14 protein-coding genes are annotated in these 12,886 nt (G+C 60.5%); 10 read left to right on the forward strand and 4 right to left on the reverse strand.

Annotation, left to right across the window (positions count from 1 at the left end; translation table 11 throughout):
• The first annotated feature begins 236 nt into the window (after positions 1 to 236).
• Positions 237 to 509, forward strand: coding sequence for a hypothetical protein (locus tag KVG87_RS02945; protein WP_041480791.1), 273 nt, complete (start codon positions 237 to 239; stop codon positions 507 to 509).
• A gap of 44 nt (positions 510 to 553) precedes the next feature.
• On the opposite strand, the gene KVG87_RS02950 is transcribed toward KVG87_RS02945, so the two are convergent.
• Entirely contained in the window at positions 554 to 697 is a 144-nt protein-coding gene (locus KVG87_RS02950; protein ID WP_164488351.1) for a hypothetical protein, read from the reverse strand.
• Positions 698 to 826: 129 nt separating this feature from the next.
• Here KVG87_RS02950 and KVG87_RS02955 point away from each other — a divergent pair, with 129 nt between their 5' ends.
• Positions 827 to 1,213 (forward strand): DUF2784 domain-containing protein, encoded by a 387-nt coding sequence (locus KVG87_RS02955; RefSeq protein WP_041480792.1) that lies wholly within the window; start codon positions 827 to 829, stop codon positions 1,211 to 1,213.
• Here the strand turns inward: KVG87_RS02955 and KVG87_RS02960 are convergent.
• A complete protein-coding gene (locus tag KVG87_RS02960; RefSeq protein WP_217849162.1) occupies positions 1,210 to 1,737 on the reverse strand; it encodes a DUF3087 domain-containing protein in 528 nt (175 codons plus the stop codon). The genes KVG87_RS02955 and KVG87_RS02960 overlap by 4 nt on opposite strands.
• 223 nt (positions 1,738 to 1,960) lie before the next feature.
• Between KVG87_RS02960 and ppnN the strand changes: the two genes are divergently transcribed.
• Positions 1,961 to 3,334 carry a nucleotide 5'-monophosphate nucleosidase PpnN gene (gene ppnN / locus KVG87_RS02965; RefSeq protein ID WP_073471165.1) on the forward strand — a complete coding sequence of 458 codons (1,374 nt, stop codon included), beginning with the start codon at positions 1,961 to 1,963 and terminating at the stop codon, positions 3,332 to 3,334.
• Positions 3,335 to 3,535: 201 nt separating this feature from the next.
• On the opposite strand, the gene KVG87_RS02970 is transcribed toward ppnN, so the two are convergent.
• Positions 3,536 to 4,939, reverse strand: coding sequence for an FAD/NAD(P)-binding protein (locus KVG87_RS02970; RefSeq protein ID WP_217849164.1), 1,404 nt, complete (start codon positions 4,937 to 4,939; stop codon positions 3,536 to 3,538).
• Positions 4,940 to 5,503, reverse strand: coding sequence for a helix-turn-helix domain-containing protein (locus tag KVG87_RS02975; RefSeq protein ID WP_076562418.1), 564 nt, complete (start codon positions 5,501 to 5,503; stop codon positions 4,940 to 4,942). It lies immediately after the preceding gene.
• A gap of 85 nt (positions 5,504 to 5,588) precedes the next feature.
• Here KVG87_RS02975 and KVG87_RS02980 point away from each other — a divergent pair, with 85 nt between their 5' ends.
• From KVG87_RS02980 to KVG87_RS03010, 7 genes are all read left to right on the forward strand, one after another.
• Positions 5,589 to 6,524 carry a DMT family transporter gene (locus tag KVG87_RS02980; RefSeq protein WP_217849167.1) on the forward strand — a complete coding sequence of 312 codons (936 nt, stop codon included), beginning with the start codon at positions 5,589 to 5,591 and terminating at the stop codon, positions 6,522 to 6,524.
• Positions 6,525 to 6,762: 238 nt separating this feature from the next.
• Positions 6,763 to 9,681, forward strand: a complete 2,919-nt coding sequence (locus KVG87_RS02985) for a monovalent cation/H+ antiporter subunit A (RefSeq protein WP_217849169.1) — start codon at positions 6,763 to 6,765, stop codon at positions 9,679 to 9,681.
• The gene (locus KVG87_RS02990; RefSeq protein WP_016775082.1) at positions 9,681 to 10,025 is read left to right on the forward strand and encodes a Na+/H+ antiporter subunit C; all 345 of its coding nucleotides are present in this window, start codon (positions 9,681 to 9,683) and stop codon (positions 10,023 to 10,025) included. The genes KVG87_RS02985 and KVG87_RS02990 overlap by 1 nt, the downstream gene beginning before the upstream one ends.
• On the forward strand, positions 10,022 to 11,701 hold the full coding sequence (locus KVG87_RS02995; protein ID WP_217849171.1) for a monovalent cation/H+ antiporter subunit D: 1,680 nt from the start codon (positions 10,022 to 10,024) through the stop codon (positions 11,699 to 11,701). Before KVG87_RS02990 ends, KVG87_RS02995 begins: the two co-directional genes overlap by 4 nt.
• A complete protein-coding gene (locus tag KVG87_RS03000) occupies positions 11,698 to 12,186 on the forward strand; it encodes a Na+/H+ antiporter subunit E (RefSeq protein ID WP_041480806.1) in 489 nt (162 codons plus the stop codon). Before KVG87_RS02995 ends, KVG87_RS03000 begins: the two co-directional genes overlap by 4 nt.
• Entirely contained in the window at positions 12,183 to 12,461 is a 279-nt protein-coding gene (locus tag KVG87_RS03005; protein ID WP_016775085.1) for a K+/H+ antiporter subunit F, read from the forward strand. The genes KVG87_RS03000 and KVG87_RS03005 overlap by 4 nt, the downstream gene beginning before the upstream one ends.
• Positions 12,458 to 12,820, forward strand: coding sequence for a Na+/H+ antiporter subunit G (locus tag KVG87_RS03010; RefSeq protein WP_076562408.1), 363 nt, complete (start codon positions 12,458 to 12,460; stop codon positions 12,818 to 12,820). Before KVG87_RS03005 ends, KVG87_RS03010 begins: the two co-directional genes overlap by 4 nt.
• Positions 12,821 to 12,886: the final 66 nt, after the last annotated feature.

Below are 12,886 nucleotides of genomic sequence, written 5' to 3' on the forward strand. Positions count from 1 at the left end.
GCGAGCCCGTCACTGAATCCCGCGCGTTACAAAAAGTGTTTCAACCGCGATACAGCCCCCCGTAAAACAGCCGTTTGAGCGAATCAACCGCCTGTCAGACATTTCGACAGTCATACATACATTTCCCCGCGCTGCGGATAGCATGCGCGCCGCCTTTCCGATTGGTATACCAGTTGACCAAAGAGTCAAAGAAATCAGGAATCCATCAACAACTTTCAAGCCTTGCAGAGAAATAAGTGAGCGACGATTTTGCAATCAAACAGGTCAGCGGCCTGAAGTGTGTCCATCTGTCCAAGACAGAACGCCTGGAACTCGACTGTTTTATCGGCCATTACATCAAGACCCGAAACCTGCACAGCGTGCCCGATATCGAACGCACCTTGCGCAGCACTCTCGAGGGTTATCCCGGCCATCCGCCGGTGATGGTCAATGAGCTCAATGCGTGGATCGATCGAACGTTGGGGTATCGAGCGACCTACCCGGATTTCACGCAGCTGGAAGACTTCTGAAACGCGAAGAGCCCCGCTGATGCGGGGCTCTTCGTATGCGCTGTTCAAGGTTTCAGCGGACGCTCCTGATCGCGGTCCGACAGCTCGCGGCTGTCATCATGCTTCCAGGTTTTTTCCTGCCTCTTCTGCTGCTCGATTTCTTCTTCCGTTGGCTCATCATCTTCCGCACGCGTTTGCTCAGTTGCCATGTGCACCTCACCTCAGAACAGTTGATGATCGTTAAAGGGTAGAACACTTTTGCGCGCCCAGATTCACCAACGCATTTTGTCCCGCGCGGCGTACCATAGCGTCATCTCCCCTTACGTCAGGAAGACGCCATGCTGTACCGAATCGCCGCCGACGGGCTGGTGCTGTTTCACTTGTGTTTCATCTTGTTCGTACTGTTCGGCGGGCTGCTGGTGCTGCGCTGGCCACGATTGATGTGGCTGCACCTGCCGGCGGCTGCCTGGGGCGTGGCGGTCGAGGTGCTGCACCTGACCTGTCCGTTGACCTACTGGGAAAACCTGATGCGCCACGCGGCCGGGCAGACCGAATACGCCGGCGGTTTCATTGAGCATTACATCTGGCCGATCATCTACCCGGCCGGTCTGACGCCGCAGATTCAACTGGCACTTGGCAGCGTGGTGCTGGCGGTCAACCTGTTGGTGTACGCACGACTGCTGCGCTCGTGGAAACTGCGCCGCGCCCGGCGCATTCCGTTTTAACGCGAGGCCGGTTTCAACGTTTCCAGCCACTGCGGATCGAAGCGTGGCTGGTCAGGATCAAGTCCTAGCGCCTGCATCCGCGCCTTGTGCTGTGCGACTTCGTCACGCAGTTGTCCGTGATCGCTGGAATTGCCGTCCAGCTCATGCATTTGCAGCAATCCGAGGTGATAGAAACGCAACACCTTCATCGCCGTCGGATCGTCGTTCTGCACCGCCGCTGTTACCTGATGCATCACGTTGGTGATGCTCATCAGATTGCGCTTGAGGCGCCAGCTGTACACCGCCGGGGCCATCCAGGTCTGATGCCAGAAACGCCCGCGCAACAGCGCCGCCGTCAGCAGAAACGCCACGAATACGCCGCCGACATTGAAACGCAGGTTATCCCCGTCGGGTTCACCGAACACTGCCACCGCAACCGACGAAAACAGCATGGCCAGCAGCAGGAACAGCACGGCGATGATGATCGTGCTGCGGCGGGTCTGCTGACGAAAGGTAGCGGGGTCTATCGGCTGAATCTCGAACATCGAAAATGACTTCCCTGGGTGACGAAAGGCGCAACGGAAAAAACTCGCCGGCGCATTATCGCATCGCACCGGGTTTTAGCTATGCTGGGGCTCCTTTTCATCTTTTCAGCGTCCAACGGGGACATGGCGGTATAGCGCAGATCGTGCCATCTTCATTCATGGATACACACTATTCGGATGCCATCCGCTGCGTTGTGGATGACATCGTTTTAAGGATCACTGCATGACCCAACGACACGTAATCAATGCCTCGGTCAGTCCGAAAGGCAGTCTGGAAACCCTTTCTCAACGTGAAGTTCAGCAACTGAGCGAAGCCGGATCCGGCAGCACTTATACCCTCTTCCGCCAGTGCGCCCTGGCCATCCTCAACACCGGCGCGCATGTCGACAATGCCAAGACCATCCTCGAAGCCTACAAGGACTTCGAAATCCGTATACACCAACAGGATCGCGGTGTACGCCTGGAGCTGCTGAACGCTCCGGCCGACGCGTTCGTCGACGGCGAGATGATCGCCAGCACCCGCGAAATGCTCTTCAGCGCCCTGCGCGACATCGTCTACACCGAGAACGAACTCGACAGTCAGCGCATCGACCTGAGCAATTCCCAAGGCATCAGCGACTACGTATTCCACCTGCTGCGCAACGCGCGCACCCTGCGCCCGGGTGTCGAGCCGAAAATCGTGGTGTGCTGGGGCGGCCACTCGATCAATACCGAAGAGTACAAATACACCAAGAAAGTCGGCCACGAACTGGGCCTGCGCAGCCTCGACATCTGCACCGGTTGCGGCCCTGGCGTGATGAAAGGCCCGATGAAAGGCGCGACCATTGCCCATGCCAAACAACGCATTCACGGCGGTCGCTACCTCGGCCTGACCGAGCCAGGCATCATCGCCGCCGAAGCGCCGAACCCGATCGTCAATGAGCTGGTGATCCTGCCGGACATCGAAAAACGTCTGGAAGCCTTCGTCCGTGTCGGCCACGGCATCATCATTTTCCCGGGCGGCGCCGGTACGGCCGAAGAGTTCCTGTACCTGCTCGGCATCCTGATGCACCCGGACAACGCAGGCCTGCCCTTCCCGGTCATCCTCACCGGGCCGAAGCATGCCGCGCCGTATCTGGAACAGCTGGATGCGTTCGTCATCGCGACCCTCGGCGAAGCGGCGAAGCAGCATTACGAGATCATCATCGACGACCCGGCCGAAGTGGCGCGGCAGATGACTCAAGGCCTGAAAGCGGTGAAGCAGTTCCGCCGCGAGCGTAACGATGCGTTCCATTTCAATTGGCTGTTGAAGATCGATGAGGGCTTTCAGCGCCCGTTCGATCCGACCCACGAAAACATGGCCAACCTGAAACTGCACCGCGACCAGCCACCGCACGAACTGGCGGCCAATCTGCGTCGGGCGTTTTCCGGGATCGTCGCCGGTAACGTCAAGGACAAGGGCATTCGCCTGATCGAAGAACACGGGCCGTATCAGATCCGTGGCGATGCGGCGATCATGCAGCCGCTTGATGCACTGCTCAAAGCCTTCGTCGCCCAGCACCGGATGAAGTTGCCGGGTGGCGCGGCGTATGTGCCGTGTTATCGCGTGGTTGCATAATCTCAAGCCGTCACAAAAGCCCAATGTGGGAGCTGGCTTGCCAGCGATAGCGGTCTTTCATTCAACAGAGACGTTGAATCAGATGACGCTTTCGCGAGCAAGCTCGCTCCCACAGGATTTATGGTGTGCCGCAAATTGTAGTCACAACCTGAATCCCCTTGTGGGAGCGAGCCTGCTCGCGAAGGAGCTCAAAAGACCACATCAATCTTTCGGGCTGTCCACCAACCGCCAAGCCAACGCTTTAGCCTGCGCAGCGACGTCCGTTACTGCCGTACTCTCCCACCACATCCCGCGCAACGGCGGGCCCATGGCGAACAACCGAGCACTTACCTGCCCTTCGGCATCTACCACTGCGCCGTCATTTGCTGTGATCCCCAGCGCCAGCGGCCCCGGCTGCACCAGCCCCCGCGCCAGCAATTGCTGCGGCAACGGTCGTGCGACTCGCCGCCAGTCGTATTCAATACCGCTGGAGTTGATCAGCGCCGCACCACTCACAGTAGATGTTTCAGTCTCACCACGAGGACGGATGCGAATGGTCACAGCATCGCCAGCGCCGGGCTCAATGCCCTTGAATGACGCGGCGTGAATGCGCAAGCGTCCTTCCTTGTGCAGCCGTTCGATCAACTCGGCACTCAGTGGCGGCGAACGATGGTGATGACTCTCCCACCATGGCCGCACATGCCGTACGAATTGTCGACGCTGCACGTCAGTCGCCTGACTCCACAACCGCGCGATGTGCGCGCGAACCGTATCCAGCGGCGCCTGCCAGTCGATGCCTTGGGCGACTGCGTCGCGACAATGTCGACGCAATTCGCGCACCAACTGGCGTGGCGTGCGGATGCTGTGATCTGCTGCCAGAAAATCCACCCAGGTCGGCGGTTGACGGCGCACGTGCGGGAGCAGGCCATGCCGGGAGAATACCTCGATCGGCCCGCGATGCCCGGCCTGCTCCAGCGATACCACGGCATCGACCATGGTCAGACCGGAGCCGATGATCAGCACGTTGGACTGCGGGTCGAGTTCGCGCATGGCCGCCACATCCCAGGGATCAAGCGCTGCGGCGTTAAGGCCACTGGATTGCGTCTGCGGCGTGCGGGCGGCGGGAAACATGCCGGTGGCCAGCACTGCCAGCGATCCACGCAAAGTCCGGCCATCACTCAAGGTGAGCTGCATTGAGCCGGAATCGCTTTGCAGGTCGACGGCTTCAGCACAAATATGTTCAACGGTCGAACCTTGCAGAGCCCCCACTGCCCTGGCTTCGGCCAGACGCTGTTGCACATAGACCCCGAACAGGCCACGCGGCGGAAACAGCTCACTGACCGGCACGTCCTGCTCGGCAGATTCCAGCCAGCCGCCGCCGGCAATATGCGCGGTCAGCCACTGCGTCAGATCATCAGGATTATCCGGGTCGACGCTCATCCGCGCCGCGTTGCCGTTCAGCGTATGTCCCAACTCGACTGCGCTGTAAGCCTCGCCACGTCCCAGTTCAGCACGCGGCTCGATAATCGCAATTTTTCGTTGTCCAGGCAGGCGTAACAATTGCACCGCCAGCATGGTGCCACTGAGGCCGCCGCCGATGATCAGAATGTCCGCAGGCTGCTCCATTCAGATCACCACATTACGCACGAACCGCGCAGCCACATCGCCATCGTTGCGGTAGGCATGCGGTTGATTGCTGGCGAACATGAAAAACTCTCCTTTGTTGATGTACTGCGGCTGATCGCCGAGCATCAGCGTCAGGCAACCCTCAAATACGTAGATCTGCTCGCTCCAGCCATCGGCATCCGGTTGCGACGGGTAGACCTCGCCCGGTTGCAGGCACCACTCCCATTGCTCGACTTCGCGGCTCGCGGTGGCTTTGGACAGCAGCACGGCCCTGCTGCCCGCAATCGTGCCAGCCCAGGCAACCTCGTTGATACGGCTCGGGTCGCGCGCATCGTGCGCCTGGATCAGATCACTGAACGCAACGTCGAGCGCTTCGGCGACGCGATCAAGCGTGGTCAGGCTGACATTCTTTTCCCCCGCCTCGATCGCCACCAGCATCCGTCGGCTGACCCCGGACTTTTCCGCCAGTGCGGTCTGGCTCATATCCGCCGCATGGCGCAGGCGTCGAACGTTCTGGCTGACGTGTTGCAGGACGGAGGCTCGCTGAGTCGAATCTTTGTGCACTATATTGCTCACTCGGTAGGGTTGGGCAGTATACTGCGCAACGTTGGCGGCATTGTGCGGCCTCCCTTTTAATGTGCGCAAGGTCATGATGTCGCCAAACAATTCTGCGTCCCGAATCCGCTTTTCCCGCTTCAGCAAAGCCGAGTGCGTGCTGGTGCTGATCACCATGATCTGGGGCGGCACGTTTCTGATTGTGCAACATGCCATGACGGTCAGCGGCCCGATGTTTTTTGTCGGCCTGCGCTTCGCCGCAGCGGCGGCGATCGTGGCGATGTTTTCCTGGCGGCACCTGCGCGAGTTGACCTTGTTCGAAGTCAAGGCAGGGTCATTCATCGGCGTGGCGATCATGCTTGGTTATGGCTTGCAGACGGTCGGGTTGCAAAGCATTCCGAGCAGTCAGTCGGCGTTCATTACCGCGCTGTATGTACCGTTTGTGCCGCTGCTGCAATGGCTGGTGCTGGGACGGCGTCCGGGGTTGATGCCAAGTATCGGCATCATGCTGGCGTTTACCGGTTTGATGTTGTTGTCGGGTCCTTCGGGGGCGGCGCTGAATTTCAGTCCCGGAGAAATTGCGACATTGATCAGCGCCGTTGCGATTGCTGCTGAAATCATTTTGATCAGCACTTTCGCCGGGCAGGTGGATGTGCGGCGAGTGACGGTGGTGCAACTGGCGGTGACGGCGGTGTTGTCGTTCTTGCTGGTGGTCCCGACCGGTGAAGTGATTCCGGAATTTTCCTGGTTGTTGCTGGTGACCGCTCTGGGTCTGGGCGCAGCAAGTGCGGCGATTCAGGTGGCGATGAACTGGGCGCAGAAGAGCGTTTCGCCGACTCGGGCGACGTTGATCTATGCCGGTGAACCGGTGTGGGCCGGGATTGTCGGACGGATTGCCGGAGAGCGCTTGCCGGCGATTGCACTGGTGGGCGCCGGGCTGATTGTGGCGGCGGTGATTGTCAGTGAGTTGAAGACCAAGGGAAGGTCCACCGAGGCAGAAGCTGAGCTGGAGCGGGAAACGCAGGCGTGACCCGCAATCTTCTCTCGTTGTACCCATGCTTTCGCGAGCAGGCTCGCTCCCACCTTTTGAAATGCATTCCAGTGTGGGAGCGAGCCTGCTCGCGAAAGCGCCGCACCATTGTTGCCCCTGAAACAACGCCAAACACAAAATTCCAGACTACTTTGTAGGATTCTGAGACATCCTCGCGTTTGGTGATCAGGGAGCTGGCACGTATGATGCTTCACAAACTTCCGCAGATTAGAAGCCTATGTCCCTGATAGTTCTACTGCTTCTGCCGTTCATCGGTAGCTGTCTGGCAGCGGTGCTGCCGCACAATGCGCGCAATGCCGAATCGCTGCTGGCGGGTCTGGTCGCTTTGATCGGCACCGTTCAGGTCGCAATGCTGTACCCGCAAATCGCCCACGGCGGCGTGATCCGCGAAGAATTCATGTGGTTGCCCAGCCTCGGGCTGAACTTCATTTTGCGCATGGACGGCTTCGCCTGGCTGTTCTCGATGCTGGTGCTGGGCATCGGCACACTTGTCTCCTTATATGCCCGTTACTACATGTCGCCGGACGACCCGGTGCCACGTTTTTTCGCGTTTTTTCTGGCGTTCATGGGCGCCATGCTTGGCCTGGTGATCTCCGGTAATCTGATTCAGATCGTGTTTTTCTGGGAGCTGACCAGCCTCTTCTCGTTTCTGCTGATCGGCTACTGGCACCACCGCGCCGATGCGCGGCGCGGTGCTTATATGGCGCTGATGGTCACCGGTGCCGGCGGATTATGTCTGCTGGCGGGGGTCATGATTCTCGGCCATGTCGTCGGCAGCTATGACCTGGACAAGGTCCTGGCCGCCGGCGATCTGATTCGCGAACATGCCCTCTACCCTGTTCTTTTGCCACTCATCCTGATCGGCGCGCTGAGCAAAAGCGCGCAATTCCCGTTTCACTTCTGGCTGCCCCACGCGATGGCGGCACCGACGCCCGTCTCGGCCTATCTGCACTCGGCGACCATGGTCAAGGCCGGGGTTTTCCTTTTGGCACGTCTGTGGCCGTCGCTGTCCGGCAGTGAGGAATGGTTCTACATCGTCAGCGGAGCGGGCGCCTGCACTCTGTTGCTTGGCGCGTACTGCGCCATGTTCCAGAACGATCTCAAAGGTTTGCTGGCCTACTCGACCATCAGCCATCTGGGTCTGATCACTTTGCTCCTGGGCCTGAACAGTTCACTGGCCGCGGTGGCGGCGGTGTTTCACATTCTCAATCACGCGACGTTCAAAGCTTCGCTGTTCATGGCCGCCGGCATCATCGACCACGAAAGCGGCACCCGTGATATCCGCAAGCTCAGCGGTCTGATCAAACTGATTCCCTATACGGCAACACTGGCCATGGTCGCCAGTGCCTCAATGGCCGGCGTGCCGCTGCTCAACGGTTTCCTGTCGAAAGAGATGTTTTTCGCCGAAACCGTGTTCATCAACGCCACGGCGTGGGTCGAAACCAGTCTGCCGATCGTCGCGACCATCGCCGGCATGTTCAGCGTCGCCTACTCCCTGCGATTCACCGTCGACGTGTTCTTCGGCCCCACCGCCACTGACCTGCCACACACGCCGCACGAGCCGCCACGCTGGATGCGCGCACCCGTCGAGTTGTTGGTATTCACCTGTCTGCTGGTGGGGATTTTCCCGGCGCAGATCGTCGGGCCACTGCTCGCCGCTGCAGCGCTGCCCGTAGTTGGCGGGGAGTTGCCGGAATACAGCCTGGCCATCTGGCACGGCTTGAACGCGCCGATGATCATGAGCCTGATCGCCATGTCCGGCGGCATCATCCTCTATCTGCTGCTGCGCAAGCAGTTCAAGCTGGGCCGTTTCAAGTACCCGCCGCTGGTGGGCCGCTTCAACGGCAAGCGTTTGTTCGAGCGCAGTCTGGTCGTAATGATGCGCATCGCCCGGCGCGTCGAGCGGCGACTGGGCACCAAGCGCTTGCAGATGCAGTTGTTCCTGATGGTTTCGGCCGCCGTGCTCGCCGGTCTGATTCCGATGCTGCACAGCACGCTGACGTGGGGTGACCGGCCGAAAATCCCAGGATCCATTGTCTTCGTGACCCTGTGGCTGCTGGCGATCGCCTGTGCGCTTGGCGCCGCATGGCAGGCCAAATATCACCGTCTCGCCGCCCTGACCATGGTCAGCGTCTGTGGCCTGATGACCTGCGTGACCTTTGTCTGGTTCTCGGCGCCGGATCTGGCGCTGACACAACTGGCAGTCGAAGTGGTGACCACGGTGTTGATCCTGCTTGGCCTGCGCTGGTTGCCGCGACGCATCGAAGAGGTCTCACCACTGCCAGGCAGCCTGCGCAAGGCGCGTATCCGTCGTCTGCGCGACTTGCTGCTGTCGATTGCGGTCGGTGCGGGGATGGCGCTGTTGTCCTACGCCATGCTCACCCGGCAGACGCCCAACCATATTTCCTCTTTCTACCTCAGTCGCGCCCTGCCCGAGGGCGGCGGCAGCAACGTGGTCAACGTGATGCTGGTGGACTTCCGTGGCTTCGACACCCTCGGCGAAATCACCGTGCTGGTCGCCGTGGCGCTCACCGTGTTCGCCCTGCTGCGCCGCTTCCGCCCGCCGAAAGAAAGCCTGCAATTGCCGGCGCAGCAACGTCTGCTGGCACCGGACGTGGTCACCGATCTGGTCAACCCGCGTTCGGCCAGCGACACCGCGCTCGGCTTCATGATGGTGCCGGCTGTGCTGGTGCGCCTGCTGCTGCCTGTCGCACTGGTGGTGTCGTTCTATCTGTTCATGCGTGGGCACAATCAGCCGGGCGGCGGTTTTGTCGCCGGGCTGGTGATGTCGGTGGCCTTTATCCTGCAATACATGGTTGCCGGCACGCAGTGGGTCGAGGCGCAAATGAGCCTGCGCCCATTGCGCTGGATGGGCACCGGTCTGCTGTTCGCCACCGCCACCGGTCTCGGTGCGATGCTGGTCGGCTATCCGTTCCTCACCACTCATACCTGGCACATCAGCGTGCCGTTGCTGGGCGATATCCATATCGCCAGTGCGCTGTTCTTCGACATCGGCGTGTACGCCGTGGTGGTCGGGTCGACGCTGCTGATTCTCACCGCCCTCGCCCACCAATCGGTGCGCGGCCACAAGACGGCCTCGCTGCCCAAGTCCGTCGCCAGCAAAGGAGCCGTCTGATGGAAGAAGTCATCGCAATCGCCATCGGCATTCTCGCCGCGTCCGGGGTCTGGCTGATCCTGCGGCCGCGTACCTTTCAGGTGGTCATGGGCCTGTGTCTGTTGTCGTATGCGGTCAACCTGTTCATTTTCAGCATGGGCAGCCTGTTCATCGGCAAGGAGCCGGTGATCAAGGACGGCGTGACCCAGGACTTGCTGCACTACACCGACCCGCTGCCCCAGGCGCTGGTACTGACGGCTATCGTCATCAGCTTCGCCATGACCGCGCTGTTCCTCGTCGTATTGCTCGCCTCGCGCGGCTTGACCGGCACCGACCACGTCGACGGCCGGGAGCCTAAAGAATGATGGCGATGACTCACCTGATCGCCGCACCGATCCTGCTGCCGCTGCTGACCGCCGCAATCATGCTGATGCTCGGCGAGAAACACCGGCCGCTGAAGGCGAAAATCAACCTGTTCTCCAGCCTCCTCGGCCTGTTTATTTCAGTGATGCTGCTGCAATGGACGCAGACCACCGGGGTGCCCGGCTCCATCGGTGTGTACCTGCCGGGCAACTGGCAGGCACCGTTTGGCATCGTCCTGGTGGTTGATCGCCTGTCGGCACTGATGCTGGTGCTGACCGGCGTTATCGGCGTCAGTGCGTTGCTGTTTGCCATGGCCCGCTGGGACGGCGCCGGCTCGAGCTTTCACGCTCTGTTCCAGATCCAGCTGATGGGCCTGTATGGCGCCTTCCTGACGGCGGATCTGTTCAATCTGTTTGTGTTCTTCGAAGTGTTGCTTGCTGCATCCTACGGCTTGTTGCTGCACGGCTCGGGCCGGGCGCGGGTGTCGTCGGGGTTACATTACATTTCGATCAACCTGTTGGCCTCGTCACTGTTCCTGATCGGCGCGGCGTTGATCTATGGGGTGACCGGCACGTTGAACATGGCCGATCTGGCGATGAAGATTCCGCTGGTGCCGGAAGCTGATCGTGGCCTGCTGCATGCTGGCGCGGGGATTCTTGCGGTAGCGTTTCTGGCCAAGGCTGGGATGTGGCCGCTGAATTTCTGGCTGGTGCCGGCTTATTCATCCGCCAGCGCGCCGGTGGCGGCAATGTTCGCGATCATGACCAAGGTCGGCGTGTACACCCTGCTGCGCTTGTGGACCCTGTTGTTTTCCGGTCAGGCAGGCGCCTCGGCATTCTTCGGCGGCGACTGGCTCATCTACGGCGGCATGGCGACCATGGCTTGCGCAGGGCTGGCGATTATCGCCGCGCAACGCCTGGAGCGCATGGCCAGCCTGAGCATTCTGGTGTCGGCGGGGATCCTGCTCTCGGCGATCGGCTTCGCCCAGCCAAACCTGATCGGTGCTGCACTGTTCTATCTGGTCAGCTCGACCCTGGCGCTGAGCGCGCTGTTCCTCTTGGCCGAACTGATCGAGCGCTCGCGCTCGGCCAACGAAATTCCGCTGGAGGACGAAAGCGAACTGCTTCCGCGCCCGCAGGAATCGCTGCAACCGCCCAAGGGCATCAACCTCGACGACGAACAGAAAGCCGTGGTCGGTCAGGTCATCCCGTGGACCATGGCCTTTCTCGGTTTGAGCTTCATTGCCTGCGCGCTGTTGATTATCGGCATGCCACCGCTCTCCGGATTTATCGGCAAGCTCAGCCTGATCGGGGCATTGCTCAACCCGTTGGGACTTGGCACTGCGGCGCCGCTGCCTCCCGGCGCATGGGGATTGCTGGCCCTGTTGATCCTGACCGGTCTGGCCTCCCTCATGGCCTTCTCCCGCCTCGGCATTCAGCGTTTTTGGACACCGGAGGAGCGCCCGTCACCACTGCTGCGCAAACTCGAATGCGCGCCGATATTTCTGCTGCTCGGGCTGAGCATTGTCCTGACGTTCAAGGCTGAACCGCTGTTGCGCTACACCCAGGCTACGGCCGATGCGCTGAACAATCCGCAGCAATATGTGCTCGCAGTTCTCGGTACACGTGCGGTGCCGAGTCCGCAAGCCAGAGCTGACATGCTCGAGGTGCAGCCATGAATCGACTGTTTCCGGCTCCGTGGCTATCGCTGGCGCTGTGGGTCTTGTGGCTGACCCTGAACCTGTCCGTCAGCCCGGGCAACCTGTTGCTCGGTGCCGCGCTGGGTTTCGCCGCGCCGCTGATGATGCGCAAATTGCGGCCGAAACGTGCACGCATTCGCAATCCGATGGCCGTGCTGCGCCTGTTTCTCCTGGTCGGTCGTGACGTGATCATGTCCAACCTGATCGTCGCCTGGGGCGTACTCAACGCCGGACGGCGCCCGCCCAACTCATGCTTTATCAAGGTGCCGCTCGATCTGCGTGATGCTCATGGTCTGGCGGCACTGGCGATGATCTGCACCGTAGTCCCCGGGACCGTATGGTCGGAGCTGGCGCTGGACCGCAGCGTCCTGTTGCTGCATGTCTGGGATCTGCACGACGAAGCGCAGTTCATCGAGCACTTCAAAAGCACCTACGAGCGACCGTTGATGGAGATTTTCGAATGAGCCCATTGCTGTCGAATGCGATTCTGCTGACGCTGTTTCTGTACTGCGTAGCAATGGCGCTAACCCTGGTGCGCCTGTTCAAAGGCCCGTCAGCGCAGGATCGGGTACTGGCGCTGGATTACCTGTACATCGTCGCCATGCTGATGATGCTGACCCTGGGCATTCGTTACGCCAGTGATACCTACTTTGAAGCGGCGCTGTTGATTGCGCTGTTCGGCTTCGTCGGCTCGTTTGCCCTGGCGAAATTCCTGCTGCGTGGCGAGGTGATCGAATGAATGCCGAATTGTCTTTGTGGGTCGAGATTCCGGTAGCGGTGCTGCTGGTGCTCAGCGGCGTGTTTACCCTGCTGGGCGCGACCGGATTGCTGCGCATGAAGGATTACTTCCAGCGCATGCATCCGCCAGCTCTGGCGTCGACAATCGGTGCCTGGTGTGTGGCACTGGCGTCGATCATTTGCTTCTCAGCGCTGAAGTCCGGGCCAGTGGTGCATGCCTGGCTGATTCCGATTCTGTTGGCGATCACCGTGCCAGTGACCACCCTGCTGCTGGCGCGGGCGGCGTTGTTCCGCAAGCGGATGGCCGGGGATGATGTGCCGGCTGAGGTGAGCAGTCGTCAGACTGAAAGTGGTAGCTGATGATTTTGTGGCGCCTATGATGGCGCCATCGCTACACCAGGAATGCGCTCTCCCATGTGGGAGCGA

The organism is Pseudomonas siliginis (assembly GCF_019145195.1).
Classification (GTDB): domain Bacteria; phylum Pseudomonadota; class Gammaproteobacteria; order Pseudomonadales; family Pseudomonadaceae; genus Aquipseudomonas; species Aquipseudomonas siliginis.